Origin of the sequence: Aquisalimonas lutea (assembly GCF_030409225.1) — a bacterium.
GTDB lineage: Bacteria > Pseudomonadota > Gammaproteobacteria > Nitrococcales > Aquisalimonadaceae > Aquisalimonas > Aquisalimonas lutea.
Genome location: NZ_JAUFPK010000001.1, coordinates 1395393 through 1409156 on the forward strand (window position 1 = coordinate 1395393; position 13764 = coordinate 1409156).

General features: G+C 65.6%; 17 protein-coding genes and 4 pseudogenes. 13 read left to right on the forward strand and 8 right to left on the reverse strand.

What is annotated here, in order from left to right; translation table 11 throughout:
- Positions 1–133 precede the first annotated feature (133 nt).
- The 5 genes and pseudogenes from QWY84_RS06510 to QWY84_RS20200 all read left to right on the forward strand — a co-directional run.
- On the forward strand, positions 134–586 hold the full coding sequence (locus QWY84_RS06510) for a helix-turn-helix domain-containing protein (RefSeq protein WP_290201675.1): 453 nt from the start codon (positions 134–136) through the stop codon (positions 584–586).
- A gap of 1 nt (position 587) precedes the next feature.
- Entirely contained in the window at positions 588–1019 is a 432-nt protein-coding gene (locus QWY84_RS06515) for a PIN domain-containing protein (protein WP_290201676.1), read from the forward strand.
- Positions 1016–1150 (forward strand): VapC50 family PIN domain-containing toxin, encoded by a 135-nt coding sequence (locus QWY84_RS20190; RefSeq protein ID WP_494337366.1) that lies wholly within the window; start codon positions 1016–1018, stop codon positions 1148–1150. Before QWY84_RS06515 ends, QWY84_RS20190 begins: the two co-directional genes overlap by 4 nt.
- 86 nt (positions 1151–1236) lie before the next feature.
- Positions 1237–1293 (forward strand): annotated as a pseudogene (locus tag QWY84_RS20195) (hypothetical protein); the annotation flags it as partial.
- Positions 1289–1507, forward strand: a pseudogene (locus tag QWY84_RS20200) (GIY-YIG domain-containing protein); the annotation flags it as partial. The pseudogenes QWY84_RS20195 and QWY84_RS20200, both read left to right, overlap by 5 nt.
- 54 nt (positions 1508–1561) lie before the next feature.
- Here the strand turns inward: QWY84_RS20200 and QWY84_RS06520 are convergent.
- The 5 genes and pseudogenes from QWY84_RS06520 to QWY84_RS06540 all read right to left on the reverse strand — a co-directional run.
- A pseudogene (locus tag QWY84_RS06520) lies at positions 1562–1909 on the reverse strand (helix-turn-helix domain-containing protein); the annotation flags it as partial.
- A 441-nt stretch (positions 1910–2350) separates the two neighbouring features.
- The gene (locus QWY84_RS06525; RefSeq protein ID WP_290201677.1) at positions 2351–3328 is read right to left on the reverse strand and encodes a virulence RhuM family protein/type II toxin-antitoxin system death-on-curing family toxin; all 978 of its coding nucleotides are present in this window, start codon (positions 3326–3328) and stop codon (positions 2351–2353) included.
- Positions 3325–3519, reverse strand: a pseudogene (locus QWY84_RS06530) (hypothetical protein); the annotation flags it as partial. The pseudogene QWY84_RS06530 and the gene QWY84_RS06525, both read right to left, overlap by 4 nt.
- Before the next feature lie 544 nt (positions 3520–4063).
- Positions 4064–4894 carry a class I SAM-dependent methyltransferase gene (locus QWY84_RS06535; protein WP_290201679.1) on the reverse strand — a complete coding sequence of 277 codons (831 nt, stop codon included), beginning with the start codon at positions 4892–4894 and terminating at the stop codon, positions 4064–4066.
- A gap of 69 nt (positions 4895–4963) precedes the next feature.
- Entirely contained in the window at positions 4964–5476 is a 513-nt protein-coding gene (locus QWY84_RS06540) for an OsmC family protein (protein ID WP_435372973.1), read from the reverse strand.
- Positions 5477–5918: 442 nt separating this feature from the next.
- On the opposite strand from QWY84_RS06540, the gene QWY84_RS06545 reads away from it, so the two are divergent.
- Positions 5919–6725, forward strand: a complete 807-nt coding sequence (locus QWY84_RS06545; protein ID WP_290201682.1) for a metallophosphoesterase family protein — start codon at positions 5919–5921, stop codon at positions 6723–6725.
- A complete protein-coding gene (locus tag QWY84_RS06550; RefSeq protein ID WP_290201683.1) occupies positions 6722–7528 on the forward strand; it encodes a metallophosphoesterase in 807 nt (268 codons plus the stop codon). The genes QWY84_RS06545 and QWY84_RS06550 overlap by 4 nt, the downstream gene beginning before the upstream one ends.
- A gap of 28 nt (positions 7529–7556) precedes the next feature.
- Here QWY84_RS06550 and QWY84_RS06555 read toward each other — a convergent pair whose 3' ends face one another.
- Positions 7557–7997 carry an Xre family toxin-antitoxin system antitoxin gene (locus QWY84_RS06555; protein WP_290201684.1) on the reverse strand — a complete coding sequence of 147 codons (441 nt, stop codon included), beginning with the start codon at positions 7995–7997 and terminating at the stop codon, positions 7557–7559.
- Between the two features lie 68 nt (positions 7998–8065).
- On the opposite strand from QWY84_RS06555, the gene QWY84_RS06560 reads away from it, so the two are divergent.
- Genes QWY84_RS06560 through QWY84_RS06585 form a run of 6 tightly spaced genes read left to right on the forward strand, consistent with a single transcriptional unit; the run spans position 8066 to position 12405 of the window.
- Positions 8066–8926 carry a Fic family protein gene (locus QWY84_RS06560; RefSeq protein WP_290201685.1) on the forward strand — a complete coding sequence of 287 codons (861 nt, stop codon included), beginning with the start codon at positions 8066–8068 and terminating at the stop codon, positions 8924–8926.
- Positions 8911–9762 carry a metallophosphoesterase gene (locus QWY84_RS06565; protein ID WP_290201686.1) on the forward strand — a complete coding sequence of 284 codons (852 nt, stop codon included), beginning with the start codon at positions 8911–8913 and terminating at the stop codon, positions 9760–9762. Before QWY84_RS06560 ends, QWY84_RS06565 begins: the two co-directional genes overlap by 16 nt.
- On the forward strand, positions 9755–10570 hold the full coding sequence (locus QWY84_RS06570) for a metallophosphoesterase family protein (RefSeq protein ID WP_290201687.1): 816 nt from the start codon (positions 9755–9757) through the stop codon (positions 10568–10570). Before QWY84_RS06565 ends, QWY84_RS06570 begins: the two co-directional genes overlap by 8 nt.
- Positions 10567–11088, forward strand: a complete 522-nt coding sequence (locus QWY84_RS06575; protein WP_290201688.1) for a hypothetical protein — start codon at positions 10567–10569, stop codon at positions 11086–11088. Before QWY84_RS06570 ends, QWY84_RS06575 begins: the two co-directional genes overlap by 4 nt.
- On the forward strand, positions 11081–11884 hold the full coding sequence (locus QWY84_RS06580; RefSeq protein WP_290201689.1) for a nucleotidyltransferase domain-containing protein: 804 nt from the start codon (positions 11081–11083) through the stop codon (positions 11882–11884). The genes QWY84_RS06575 and QWY84_RS06580 overlap by 8 nt, the downstream gene beginning before the upstream one ends.
- Positions 11878–12405 (forward strand): 3'-5' exonuclease family protein, encoded by a 528-nt coding sequence (locus QWY84_RS06585; RefSeq protein ID WP_290201690.1) that lies wholly within the window; start codon positions 11878–11880, stop codon positions 12403–12405. Before QWY84_RS06580 ends, QWY84_RS06585 begins: the two co-directional genes overlap by 7 nt.
- A 259-nt stretch (positions 12406–12664) precedes the next feature.
- Here the strand turns inward: QWY84_RS06585 and QWY84_RS06590 are convergent, their stop codons facing one another.
- Both QWY84_RS06590 and QWY84_RS06595 read right to left on the reverse strand, forming a co-directional pair.
- A complete protein-coding gene (locus QWY84_RS06590; RefSeq protein ID WP_290201691.1) occupies positions 12665–13357 on the reverse strand; it encodes a hypothetical protein in 693 nt (230 codons plus the stop codon).
- Positions 13358–13468: 111 nt separating this feature from the next.
- Positions 13469–13615 (reverse strand): hypothetical protein, encoded by a 147-nt coding sequence (locus QWY84_RS06595; protein ID WP_290201692.1) that lies wholly within the window; start codon positions 13613–13615, stop codon positions 13469–13471.
- Between the last annotated feature and the right edge of the window lie 149 nt (positions 13616–13764).

Sequence of the window (13764 nt, forward strand, 5' to 3'; positions counted from 1 at the left end):
GGATGTTAAGCATCGACCATGACGGGCTCGCCCGCTCTCTTGACGTTTGGCGCTGCAGGCGGTGTTTCGTTTGTTGCGTTTTACGGTTATTGCGATTATTGTCGGGTGAGCACACACGCACTCCGGAGTTCCCATGCAGACACCCAGTGGCGACAACCAGCTCCCCGGTCATGAGGCTGCTGCCCTGGCCCGTGCCAGCGCGACGGAGCTGAGCAGACTTCTGGCTCAGCAGCCGGACTCCGACCGGGCCCGGGTTCAGCTCGACGGCACCGATCTGGTGCTGCCGCGCCAGGCGCTCGCGCTGCTGCGTGACCTGCTTGGCGAGATGGCCCAGGGCAATGCAGTGACGATCGTGCCGACGCACGCAGAGCTCACGACGCAGGAAGCTGCAGACATCCTCAATGTCTCCCGGCCGCATCTCGTCAAACTTCTCGAGCGGGGGGAGCTTCCCTTTTCGAAGGTAGGTACCCATCGCCGGATTCGATACCAGGATCTGCTGGCGTACAAGGCTGAACGCGATCGCACCAGCCAGGAGGCCCTGGATGCACTGACCGAGCAGGCGCAGGACTTGGACATGGGGTACTGACGTGCGCTTCGTGGTGGTGTTTGATGCGTGCGTGCTGTACCCGGCACCCATGCGGGATTTCCTGATCCGGTTGGCAACCGCCGGGCTGTTCGCAGCCAAATGGACCGACCGGATTCATGAGGAGTGGACACGAAGCTTGTTGACAACGCGTCCTGATCTGGCTGACGCGCTCAAGAGAACACGCTCGCTAATGGATCAAGCGGTCCCCGACTGCCTTGTTGAAGGCTATGAGCCGTTGATTGAGGGACTATCGCTGCCGGACCCCGATGACCGACACGTTCTTGCTGCCGCAATCCGCGCCGGTGCGCAGACAATCGTGACCATCAACCTGAGAGACTTTCCGGCACCGTCGCTCGCGCCCTACGGCATTGAGGCCGTTCACCCGGATACTTTCGTGGAACAGCAGCTCGATCTGCATGAGGGGCGGTTGTGACGACGGCGAAACGTCACCGCGCTGCTCTCCGCAACCCTCCGAAACCAGTCGACACCTATCTTGATACCCTCGCGGCGCAGGGGCTTGTCGTCACGGCGGAAAGGCTGCGGGAATTCGCCGACGTTCTCTGACCAAACGCGATCCCGTGACCAAGGGACGCTGTCCGACCCTAACCTGACTATCAGCCTATACCTCTCCCCCGTCCGCTTTCAGGAAATTGGAGCGGCGGGTGAGTCAATACATCGGGGCAATGCCCTGTCTCTGGGTCGGTGTTGACGACGAGCCCGGGCCTGCAAGCGGCCGCGGACATATTGAGCGCAACTGCATTGCGCTGCTCAGCAATTTGGAAAGAGAGCCCATTGATCCCCCCTTCACCCGAATGGCTCGGTCGTCACACCGACAGAGAGGCGGTTCGTCTCTTGGGTCTCTGGAACAACAACCACATCCGCGAAACCCATGATTCCTCGTTCCCCGTGACTCTGCAGCGGTGGATCAGCAAGCACTGGTCATCCGCCCACTCCCGGTTACACCTGGTTCAAACTCGGTCCGGAGCGGTTCGTCTGTTCAGTCGCCGGCCGCGTGCCGGGATGGAGTGCATCAACCCAGGCTCGAAGCGTCGCGACACACGGGTACCCCAGCGCCTCACTGGTTCTGGCAAGGCAGCGACCATGGGTGAAGTAGTGATCAACCGCCCTTTGCTTCTGTGCGATTGAGTACTTCGATTTGGGGCGAGACCGCTCGGGCAGATCCCCGGTTTCGACGTAGGTGCGATACCACCGCCGGAGGTTCTTCCGTGAGGGGTAACCAAGCTCCCGGATGGTGTCGGTCGCGCTCCTGCCGTACTGGATATGGAGCTTCACTGCCCTGAGACAATCATCATACGAGTACATGAACTACCTCCGATGTAGTCCAAGATTTCGTCCGCACCTCCGTGGGTCATTGAGTTTCCCGCACCCTCCAGACCGAGGAGGGAGAGCCATGACGAGGGCGAAGCACGATCCCAGGCGCATGATGCACGCGGGGCATTTACCTGCGGAGGCTGCCATCGTGCGCCAGGAGCTTTGGGAGGAGATCCTCTGCACGGCGGCCCGGGACTTGGTATCGATCTCGGAGCTGACGCGGCGCCTTGGAGTGGTGGATCGCAAGACGATCCGGCGCTGCCTGCGCGAGTCGAGCTACCGCAGCTATCAGCGTGAACGCCCTGCCGCGACACTGCTCGGCGAGCACGAGGCGGAGAACGCCGTGACCTTCCGCACGGCGATGCTGCCGTTTTCGCTCGACGCTTCCCGACAGGACCTTGTATCCGGTCAGGTTCTTGGCCGCGATAGCGCTCATGCTTCGGTGCTGGACCCCGGCGGCGCCAGCATGTTCATGATCAGGTGGATCATCGTCTCCTTCTGCGCGGGTTGTGATTCCGCGACCAGGAGCGTCAGGGCGGCGAGGCCGTTGTCATTGATCACGGGTTCACCCTTGGCGTCCATCAGCCCGTTGTTACGGCTGAGAAAGTCCACCATGAGGTAGGCGGCGCTGCGCTTGTTGCCGTCGGCAAACGGGTGATTCTTCACCACGAAGTAGAGCAGATGCGCCGCCTTGCTTTCGACGCTCGGATAGGCGGGCTCGCCGAAGACGGTCTGGTCCAGGTTCCCGAGCAGGGACGCCAGGCCGTCGCCGCGCTCTTGGGCGAACAGCTCGGTGGCCTCGCCGCGGGCGATGAGGGCGCGCTTGAGCTCATTGAGCGAGCGCTGGGCCTCGTCGACAGTCGGCAGCGTGCCGCCACGCGTCGCGGGTGGTTCGGTCAGCAGGCCTTCGTCATAGCGCTGCAGCAGCAGGAAGGTGTTGGCGTAACGGGTGACGACATCGACGAGTGCACGCCCGGCGTCGGTAGTCAGTGCCGGTGTGCGGGCCGTGTTGCGGACGAGTTCAAGTGCCGCCTCGAGTTCCCGGGCATTGGCTTCGAAACGTGCGCGATCGACAGCGTACCCCTGTGTCAGATAGTCCTTTAGGACATGACTCGCCCATTGGCGAAATCGCACGCCCTCGTGGGACTTGACGCGATAGCCCACGGAGATGATGACGTCCAGGCTATAGAGGCGCACAGGTTTATCGGAGGAAGGAATGTGCATATTTTGCACATTGGTCGCCTCATCCAGCTCGCCCTCCTTGAAGACATTGCGGATGTGGCGCCCGATGACCGTCCGGTCCCGGCCGAACAGTTCGGCGAGCTGTTCCTGCCGCAGCCACACTGTCTCGTGTTCCAGTCGGACTTCGACGGAGCCGGCGGCGCTCTCGTAGATCACCACCTCCGTCACGCCGACAGCTCCTCGATCATCTGCTTGATCCGGTCGGTGCATTTCTTGAGTTCGGCATCGATCTCCCCCAGCGGTCGCGGCGGCTTGAACACGTAGAACTTGCGGTTGAACGGGACCTCGCAGTCGACGATGCCCATCGCGCTGTCGTGCTCTTCGCCCCTAGACCCGTCGATCCAAGCGTCCGGTCTGGGAGTGATTCGACGGTCCCTCACTTCGTGGTTCTGATGTCAGATTCGGCCTCATGATACATAAGCACCGATAGGGTTGTGGCCGTCGCATCGCTGCGCCTCCGTTTGAACGGTACTGGCTTTCCCGGAGGCTCGTTGGTGTGAGTCACGCCACCATGGTGGACGGACTCCGCTGTGAACCGTACCGGGTTCTTCAGAGCCTATTGGCTGTGGGTCGGCCCGCTTTGTCTAACCTTCGGAGGTTAAGCTATCGACCCGTTGCGGACCTTCGATCGACGGTTGGGAACGTCTGCGTTCCGTCGGATTAAACACTCTCAGAAACTCTAAATCTCATGTTGTCATTGCATTCGGCTGAAGGTCGCAATAGGTCGGGAACTACTTCTGGTTTCTGACAGCCACACCAGGAAAACGCTCCCCGGGAACTGCTCAACGAGGCCACGTCGATAGACAGCGCGAGCACCAACCTTGATACGGGTTCCGGCGAAGGGGCGTGCCGCAGCCCCTCGGGCTGCAGCACGCTTCCCGGTTCCGAGGCTTCCCGCGGCCGTCAGCGCCGTACACCGTGGACCACGCGGTACTGGCGCGGCACCGTGATTCCCAGCTCGTCGGCAAAGCCGTCATGGAAGGCCGTGAACTCGGCCTCGAAGCGGGAGCGCTGGTCCGCATCCAGCTTGCCGAGGAGGGTGCGTACCGGGCCGTAGCCCTCGGAGAAGGTTTGCCAGGCAGCGGCACCGTCGGGCTCCCTGTAGTACGACGTGCCCTCCTCGAAGCGCAGTTCGAAGGCGTCGGACAGCAACTCCCGGAGCCGCTCCGTGCGGCCCCACTCGAAGGGTGACGGAGGGGGCGCGCCTTCCGGAGCCGGCATATACCCCTTGATGATCCGGAACATCTCGAAGACGTTGCCGTCCGGCGTCCACACTGCGAGCACCACGCGGCCACCGGGCCGGCAGATACGGGCCAGCTCTGCGGCGGTATCTTCGGGGTGCTGGGTGAACATGACGCCAAAGGTGGAGATTACGGCGTCGAAGGTGCCGTCGTCGAAAGGCATCGCCTCAGCGTCGCCCTCGATGAAGGGGATCTGTAGTCCACGGGCGGTGGCGCTCTCCCGGGCCGCGTCCAGCATCTCCGGGGCGAAATCCAGCCCGGTGACATGGAATCCCCGTTCGGCCAGACGGCGGGCCGTCCAGCCCGTGCCCGTCGCAGCGTCGAGGATGCGCATCTCCGTGGTGGGTCGGAGCCGGTTGATGGCGTGCTCGATGGCGTCCAAGATGCCTCGGCTGATCTCGTCGTAGGCAGCACCAGCACTGGACCATACCGCCGACGGGCCCGCGTTGTGCGGGCGGATGGAACCTTTCTCGGGTTCGGCTGCCGTGTTCATGATATGCCTCCTTGATGGTTGCTCAGGGCACTGCCAAGTGCCCTGGGACCACTGGTTGCCGGACTCGCGTCAAGAGCGTGCTTCTTGGTGGGCGCCGGTCTCAGGCCGAACCTCCTTCGATTCGGGGCCCACCGCCTGGTCGATATGCCAGTCGACAACTACCTCCGTGCCGCCTTTGAGGGTTTGAAACACCGGGCAGCAGCGTTCCGCGCTGCCCATCAACGCTTTCAGCGATTGCCCCGGGGTATTGACGGGCACTTCCAGAAGCACGTCGCAATGGATCCGCTGGAAGCACACCGGCACCGAAGGATCGACCATGAGGGCGCCGCGCACATCGACCTCGGCGCTAACGGCGACCTCGGCATTGATAATCTCGACATCCAGCCATTCCGCCAGCATGCGCGTCGTCGAATGCAAGCAGGCTGCTTGGGCCGCGCACAGCANNNGCTCGCTCGGCTTTGCCATGACGAAACCTCCTGTGGACCTTCGATGGACTGCGAGTCCATCTTGGGAGGTAAAAGGCATCACGACCTGAGGCAGACGTCCCGACCGGCGAGAGAAATTTGATAAATCATGGGACATGCGTCCCGGCGTACAGGTCAGTTCGTGGCGAAACCTGCATCCCTCGCCTGTACGGTCAGCAGCAGCAGAGTTCAAAGGCGCTTCGGGTTGTGAGTGACGGTTTGAGATCACGAATCGCTGTCGATTGCAGCGCGGAGTTCTTCCCTTATCTATCTCTGATCGTGGCGGTAGACCTGCGGGTTGTTGTGAGACCGGACATGTCGATATTTCAACATGTTCAGTAGGTTAAGATTGGATGGCGGTTGCGGGGCGGAGCTAGCCCTGCTATCTTACGCCTGAAATCACCACCCAACAGTGAGCACGACGGCATGAATATCCACGCGCAGCGGATACAGGAGATAACCCGAATACCCCGGAGGTAGCGGGAGCTGCGCGTTCGTTTGTGCTGTTTGTTCACGCGAAGCCGGGCCCCGCCCGGCTTCGCTGCGTTGGGGGTCCTACCATGTCCTGTCTCGATTCCACCTGGCTCATCGCCGGCGATCCGCACGGCGTCTTTGATCCCATCAACACCATGGCCCAGTTCGTTGAGCCGTCGGTCACGATCCTGCTCGGCGACTTTGGGCTCGAGGCGGTGCCGCTGGAGGGGGCTGTCGCGCCGGCGCTCGCGACAAGCTCGGTGTGGTGGATCCCGGGTAACCACGACGTGCGAACCGAGGCCGCCTACGACTGCGTGTTCAACTCCGCCCTGGCGGAGCGCAACCTCCACGGTCGGGTGGTCGACCTCAATAGTGTGCGCGTGGCCGGGCTCGGAGGGCATTTCCAGGAGAAGGTCTGGCATCCGGAGGCCGGACCGCCGGTGGTGCGGACGCGCCGGCAGTTCATCGCGACCATGGGCCGCGGCAATGGGTGGCGGGGCGGGCTGCCCCGCAACCGGCGCGCGGCGATCTGGCCGGAGGACGTCAGCGCGTTGCGCGGCCAAAAGGCCGATGTGCTCGTCACCCACGAGGCGCCGAGCTGCCACCCGCGGGGCTTCCGGGTCATCGACGACCTCGCCCGCGCGATGGGCGCGGGCTTGATTGTCCACGGCCACACGCATCTCACGTACCGCTTCGATGCCGCCGACGGACGCCTCACCGTGCTCGGCGTCGGCCACCGCGGCGTGACCGATGGTGCAGGCACGGCGTGGGTGCTCGGCGACCGGGATCACATCAAGGCGCCGGGGCTGTTCACCGCGCCGGCGAGCGGGCGGCCCCGCCCGGCGGGGTGGCTCACCGTCCCCGTGCTCAACACCACCCGGAGGATCGCATGATCGGGCGTGCCATCGAGCGGCTGCCGCGCAACACGGCTGGGCGCGACTTCCTCGTCAGCGACGTCCACGGGATGGTCCATGACCTCCGTGCGGCGCTCGCACGTGTGGCCTTCGACCCGGTCGTCGACCGCGTGGTGTGTGTCGGTGATCTCGTGGACAAGGGCCCCGAGTCCGTCGCGGCCCTGCGACTTCTGAACGAGCCGTGGTTTGTCAGCGTCATGGGCAATCACGACCTGGCGGCCGCCGTGCGGCTGCTCGAGGGCACGCCCGGCGTCGACGCCGACGACGTGGCGCGCTTCCGGCTGCCCACCGAGCCCTGGCTGGCCGGACTCGATCCCGTGGAGCGAGCCGAGGCGGCAGCGCACATCGATGGCCTGCCGTGGCTGCTCGAGATCCCCGTCGGCGACGGCCGGGTCGGCGTCGTCCACGCGGAAGTCCCCGAAGAGGACAACTCCTGGGCGGAGCTACGCGAGCGTGTCGAGCGGGCGTTCGCCGCCCAGTCGGGCATGGGCCAACTGGCCCCGCTCGTGCGCGGCCGACGGTATCTCCGCGCCCTCAAGGCCGGTCAACCGCCCGGTGCTGATGATCCGGACGCGGTGCTGCCGGACGTGCGCCATGTCGTCCACGGCCACACGATCCGCGGGGATATCGGGTTTCGCCCCTGGTGCGTTGGCAACCGGGTCCACATCGACTCGGGCGCGTTCCTGGCGCAGCCGGCCTGGCACGGCGAGTGGGCGCATGTCACCGAGGGCCGCCCCGGGCTCACGCTCGTCGATGTCACCGACCCGATGACGCCGCTGTAAGGAGGTTGTGATGGATCACCGACGCCCTTCACGCAGCCGAGCCGTACTTCAGCCGGCCGAGGATCTCTACTACCGCCGCGGTGCCGAACTCGGTCTCGACGGCCACCTCGAGCGGGACGCGGCCGGCGAGCATCGGATGCGGCCGGCCGAGAAAGGTGCGTGCGAACTCGTCAGCCTTGTAGACCGCCTTCGCCATGACCCACACGCGAGCGACCCGCGCGAGGCGCTCGCTCTCGCTCTTGCTCAGGGGCTCGCGCTTTCTCCGGCGCCGGGCCAGGGTCCGCTTCGGGATGACCAGGGTGGAGAACGTCCTCGAGTGCGGCGCGACAATGCGGCGGACGTGCTCAATCGAGCGCAGCGGCAGCCCGCGCGCGATCGTCTCGCTGAATTGGAGCGCGGTGGTTTGGCTGCCGGCCTCTTCGAGGCCGAGCACGCGGGTCATGTCATGGATCTCGCTGGCCTGGATCATCTTATCGCCCTCGATGGGGACCGTGTGCCATCGATTATGGCACCTGCACCGGCGTGAGGAGGGACACAATGGATTATCACCTCACACCACCCCGGCCCGCGGCCGGCGCCCCGGCGCTGGCTGGGCTGCACCGGGAGGCCGAGCGCCTGGTCGCGGACGATCAGGCACTGTCCATGGTCATGCCGCAGGACCGCCGGGATTGCAGTGTGCAACAACACATGGTGGCCATGGAGCTGATCGCTTCCAACCTCATCGAGGGGCTAACTGCCGCTCACAGCAGGGAAACGGCGGCCTTTGCGGCCCTGCAGGACGCCCGGGAGACGCTAATCGCAGCCGAAAGCGCTGACCCGAATGAGTGGATCGATGCGCTGTGCCGCGCACATGGCCGGCTGGCCGCCGCAGGCGTAGTCGATGGCGGGCCCGCCGGCGGCTTTCGGCGCGAGGACGTCGCGGTGGCCCACCACGTGGCCCCGCCCGCGGCCGCGGTGGCCGGGTTGATGGGCGATTGGGCGGCCGCCTATGGGCGCACGCCGGCATCGACTGCCGCTGCGGTCCTCGATGCGCTGTGTGCCCACCACCGGCTGCTCTTCATCCACCCGTTTCGTGACGGCAACGGGCGCATTGCACGGCTCGACCTCGAAGTCCGCCTCCAAGCGGCCGGGCTGCACTGCGGCGCAACCTGGTCGCTGTCCGCCGGGCTGCTACGCGCCGAGGCGCGCTATCGCGCCGCGCTCGCGCAGGCGGATGCGCCGCGCCGCGGCGATCTCGACGGCCGCGGGGCGCTGTCCGAGGCCGGGCTCGTGGACTACTGCGAGGCGATGCTCGACCTCATTCACCGCGAGATCACACGCCGCTACAGCCGGGCCGCCAAGCGCGCACGGCCTGATCAAGAGGCACCAAGAGAGGAGGCGCCATGGAACTGCGGGTGATGAGCGACCTGCACCTCGAGATCGCCGGGCGCGGGCGAGGCCGCAAGGACCCGGCGTTCGAGCTTACCTGCACCGACGCTGACCGCGACCGCGTGCTCGTGCTCGCCGGCGACACCGACGTGGACCGCCACGCGGCCGCCTTCGCCGCCCGGCAGGCGGCCTCGTTCCGGGCCGTGGTCCAGGTGCTCGGCAACCACGAGTACTACAAGGGCGGCTCGCCGCAGCGCCTGCCCGCCAAGCTTCGCGAGCATGTGGCTGCCGCCGGCACGGAGAACGTCCATGTATTGGACGACGCAACGGTGGATGTCGGCGGCGTGCGCTTCATCGGCGCGACGCTGTGGACGGACTTCAACGGGGCCGACCCCGAGGCGCTGCGCGTGGCGCGGAATGTGATGAACGACTTCCAGCGCATCCGCTGCGGCACTGAGGCGGCACCCTATGCGCACCGGTTTCTCCCGCAGGCAGCCCTGCGGCTGCACCGGGCCTCGACGGCGTTCATCGAGCAAGCCGTCCTTAGTGCCCACGCCGCGGCCATGGTGCCCGTGGTAGTCACGCACCACGCGCCGTATCCGCCGGAGGGCCCAGACGGGTCGCCGCTGTCGTTTTCCTACGGTTCGGATCTCGGTGCGTTGATCCATCGGGCGCGCCCGGCGCTGTGGATCCACGGCCACACCCACGAGTGCGTCGACACCACGATTCATGGTTGCCGCGTGGTGGCCAACGGGCGCGGCTATGCCGGCATCGAGCCGGTGCCCGGCTTCGACCCGGCCCGGGTCGTGCGCGTGGCCCCGGCTGCGGCCACCGAACAAGGACCAGGAGATTGCAACGATGGATGACACGGCCCTGCAAGCGATTGCGTTCGCGGGCGACCCCCACGGCGTGTTCGGCCCGCTCAATCAGGTCGCCACGGCCGATCGCCCACCGGCGATGATTCTCATCGGCGACTACGACCTCGACCGCCCCCTGGACGAGGCGGTTGCCCCGGCAGCGGCCGCCACGACGGTCTACTGGATCCACGGCAACCACGACGTCGACCAGGAGCGCTACTACACCAACCTCGTCGACTCCGGCCTGGCCGAGCGGTGCCTGCACGCCCGCGTGGTCGATGTCGCCGGGGTGCGCATCGCCGGGCTCGGCGGCCACTTCCAGGGCCGTATCTGGCACCCGCATGAGGGCGACGGCCAGCCGCGTTTTGCCAAGCGCCGAGACTACCTGCACAAGCTCGCGCCGCGGGAGCGCTGGCGCGGCAGCCTGCCTCTCAAGAATCGAGCGGCGATCTGGTGGGAGGATGTCGAGGCGCTGTGGGACGAGCGCGCCGACGTGCTCGTCACCCATGAGGCCCCGGCCTGCCATCCGCTGGGCTTTCACATCTTCGACGAGCTCGCGGAGGCCATGGGCGCGCGGGTGATCATCCACGGCCACCACCACGTCGCCTATCGGTGGGACGCGGCCGATGGCTCACGCACGGTGATCGGCCTCGGGCTTGCCGGCGTGAGCAACGGCGCAGGCAGGATCCGGGCGCTCGGCCGGGAGGATTACCACGGAGCGCGAGAGCTCGGCCGTCGCAACCGACAGCGCCTCGAGCGTCCGGCGGGGACCTACCAGACCGTCGAGGCGCTGCTCCAGGAGGACGCCATCCGATGATTGCGTGGCCGTGCATGATCGACTTCGAGGCGTCGGGGCTCGGGCCCGAGAGCTACCCCATCGAGGTGGCCTGGTCGGACTCAATGGGGCGTGTGGAGGCGCACTACATCGACCCCGCGCCCGGCTGGGACGACTGGGACCCCGACGCCGAGGCCATTCACTGGATCCCGTGGCACCTGCTGCGCGACTGCGGCAAGCCGGTGGTCTGGGTCGCCGAGCGCATGAACGCCGTGCTCGCCGGGCGGACGGTCTACGCGGATGCCCCAGGGATCGACGGGTTCTGGCTTGGGACGCTGTTCGAGGCTGCCGGCATGGACCCGACGTTCGATCTCGGGTCGTTCTGGCACATCCACCCGGACCCGACCGCGCGGCTGCCGCACCGGGTGACGAGCCGCATCCTGGACCAGGCCGAAGCCGAGCGCGGCGGCCGACAGCACGAGGCCGACAGCGACGTGCGGTTCCTGCTCGCCGTCTATCGGCTCACCCGTGAGGCAATGGAGGCGCATGGCTATGCGTGAAGCCATTCTGGAGCGCTTGCAGGCCATCGAGCGCGAGCACGACGTGCAGGTGGTCTATGCCGTTGAGTCCGGCAGTCGCGCCTGGGGGTTCGCCTCGCCGGACTCCGACTATGACGTGCGCTTTCTCTACCTGCATCCACCGACGTGGTATCTCAGTTTCGACGTCGAGCGCCGCCGCGATGTCATCGAGCCGCCGATGGTGGGCGATCTCGATGTCGTCGGCTGGGATGTGCGCAAGGCGTTGCATTTGTTCACGCGCACCAACGGGGCGCTGCTTGAATGGCTGCACAGCCCCATCGTCTATCGCGAGCACGGGGATCTGGCCGCGCGGCTGCGCGGCCTCGCCCGGGAGGCGTTCGACAGCCGGGCGCTTTGCTACCACTACAGCCACATGGCCCGCGGCAATGCCCGCGAGAACCTTGGCGGCGAGCGCGTACGACTGAAGAAGGTCCTCTACGTCCTGCGTCCGTTGCTGGCGATCCGGTACGTCGAGGCGCACCGTGATGTGCCGCCGGTGGCGTTCGACACCCTGGTCGCGGCGGTCGCCCCGGAGACCATCCGCCCAGCGATCAGTGAGCTCCTTGCTGCCAAGCGGGCCGCCGGCGAGACGGGCGAGGGGGTGCTGCCCCCGGTGCTTGCCGCCTTCATCCGGGATGAGCTCGCCCGCCATGCCGATGGCTTCCACGGCCCGGGCCGCCCGGATACCGCGACGCGGGAGACGACCCGCGATGCGCTCAACGTCGCCTTCCGAGCGGCACTGCATGCCATGTCGACACAGGGGACGGGGCCATGCTGATCTTCGTTGATACCGAATGTACCAGCCTCGAGGCCCCGAAGCTCCTGAGCGTCGGGTTTGTCGCCGCTACGAGCGAACCACCAGAGCCGTTCTACGTCGAGCTCACGGATACGTATGAGCCGAGCGACTGCTCGGCATTCGTGCGCCGGGAGGTGATCCCGCAGCTCCTCGGCGGCAGCTATGCCATGGCCTCGGTTGATGCACGCCGGCAGGTGCGCACCTGGATCGAGGCGTTCGGAGAGCCGGCTGAGCTCGTCACCGACTACCCGGAGTTCGACGCCCGGCTGCTGCGCGACTGGTTCGATGGCGATCGCTGGCCGCACAACCTCGCCCGGTCGGCCCGCCGGCTGGATCCCTCGAACCTTCCCTCCGGGCCCGTGCGGGATGCAGTCGAAGCCGCGCGCGCCAACCACGAGCATCGGTGGGGAGCGCACCAGGCACTGAACGACGCCGCGCGGCTGCATCGCGTCTACCAGGTGCTCGCGTCGTACGGCCTCGACCCACTGGATCTGCGCCCCTAGCAAGGAGGTGCCATTGAGTAACTACTTGTGGTTGCGATGGCGCTCGAGATAGAAAGCCACCCCTGTGGCCACAATGGCGGCGAGCACCACGCCGGCGAGCAGGATATAGCCTGTCATCAGTCATCTCCCCAAGTTGCGGTGATGCCCACGATCCAGAGCATGGCACCGACGACCAATCCTGCATAGATCATCCCGGCAGCGACCTGATCCCGAGCCCATCGTGGGTTCTTGCAAGCAGGTTCGCGGACAGCCTGCCCAATCAATCTTGCTGCGTTCGGGACTGTGTGGCTTGAAGGAGCCGTTGCCGGCCTCGGCGCTTTCGTGCGACGTGCTGCTGCAGCTTGGGCTCTTCCCTATTCCGAAACATCGCGCCGAGATCCGCTTCGTCCGGCCCCGGAATCGCGCCAAGGAGATCAATCCCGGTATCGGAATGGAACTTAACGCCATCCCGGGACGAGCAAAAGCGATAGAGGGTTTGCGCAACCCAGCGCGCAGCCTTGCGATGGTCCGAGTCACGAGACGTCTCGATGGTGTACCTTCGAACCACGGGGAATAGGCCCTGAAGGCGGTCGAGGGTCCACTGATCCCGCTTGGCCGGCAGATGGAGGTAATTCTCGACAAGGCCGATGAGGGCATGGGCGGGGTGGATCAAGCGGGCACCAACGCGCTCGCCATCAGAGGTCTCAAGATACATGACGACCGCACGCTTTTGGACATGCTCCCTTTTCAGTCCAAAAGGCGCTGCGAGAATGTCAATCGATAGCGGGTGAGGCGATCCGACTTCAATGCGGCCAATCTCCGGAGTGGCATGATCAATCCCCGGGAGAATCAGCCGTCCATGGAAGTAGACCTGAAACGCCTTCATCTCGTCTTGCGATGACAGCACAATGTCGACGTCGTCGGTCTGATAGAGCGCGTTGTCCGTCGCGCCACCGAGGGCCATCACCCACAAATGCAGGGCGGCTCCACCGATGAGGACAGGGAGGGAGGGGTCTCCGCCTCGTTCGCGATAATCACGGAATTGATCAGCGAACAGAGTGGCTGGATGGGGTGACACGAACGCTTACAGGGGAAGCCCCGGCGCCCAATACGCTCCAGCCGCGGGGGCATTGCGAACCCGTGCCTGAGCCTTCTCCTCATCGGAGCCTCGAAGAGCGATCTCGCGGTCACGGACGTAGTTCGCCTCGCGCTCACGGTCGATCTCGGCCATGAGGGCACTGCTACGAACGATCTCGGATTTGGCTTCAGGCTGCATGGTCTGGCTCGCCCGGTGATGTTTAATCAAACTTTACTATAGAGGCTCTCGAGCCTCAGCGTCAACGTTTAAGTTCTTGATTTCACCCCGAGGCATACCCGAAC

Coding starts and splice junctions, on each gene's coding strand:
- QWY84_RS06580 (WP_290201689.1), top strand. CDS start 11,081: ATGCGTGAAGCCATTCTGGAGCGCTTGCAGGCCATCGAGCGCGAGCAC.
- QWY84_RS06575 (WP_290201688.1), top strand. CDS start 10,567: ATGATTGCGTGGCCGTGCATGATCGACTTCGAGGCGTCGGGGCTCGGG.
- QWY84_RS06545 (WP_290201682.1), top strand. CDS start 5,919: ATGTCCTGTCTCGATTCCACCTGGCTCATCGCCGGCGATCCGCACGGC.
- QWY84_RS06570 (WP_290201687.1), top strand. CDS start 9,755: ATGGATGACACGGCCCTGCAAGCGATTGCGTTCGCGGGCGACCCCCAC.
- QWY84_RS06535 (WP_290201679.1), bottom strand. CDS start 4,894: ATGAACACGGCAGCCGAACCCGAGAAAGGTTCCATCCGCCCGCACAAC.
- QWY84_RS06560 (WP_290201685.1), top strand. CDS start 8,066: ATGGATTATCACCTCACACCACCCCGGCCCGCGGCCGGCGCCCCGGCG.
- QWY84_RS06595 (WP_290201692.1), bottom strand. CDS start 13,615: ATGGCCGAGATCGACCGTGAGCGCGAGGCGAACTACGTCCGTGACCGC.
- QWY84_RS06585 (WP_290201690.1), top strand. CDS start 11,878: ATGCTGATCTTCGTTGATACCGAATGTACCAGCCTCGAGGCCCCGAAG.
- QWY84_RS06510 (WP_290201675.1), top strand. CDS start 134: ATGCAGACACCCAGTGGCGACAACCAGCTCCCCGGTCATGAGGCTGCT.
- QWY84_RS06550 (WP_290201683.1), top strand. CDS start 6,722: ATGATCGGGCGTGCCATCGAGCGGCTGCCGCGCAACACGGCTGGGCGC.
- QWY84_RS06565 (WP_290201686.1), top strand. CDS start 8,911: ATGGAACTGCGGGTGATGAGCGACCTGCACCTCGAGATCGCCGGGCGC.
- QWY84_RS06555 (WP_290201684.1), bottom strand. CDS start 7,997: ATGATCCAGGCCAGCGAGATCCATGACATGACCCGCGTGCTCGGCCTC.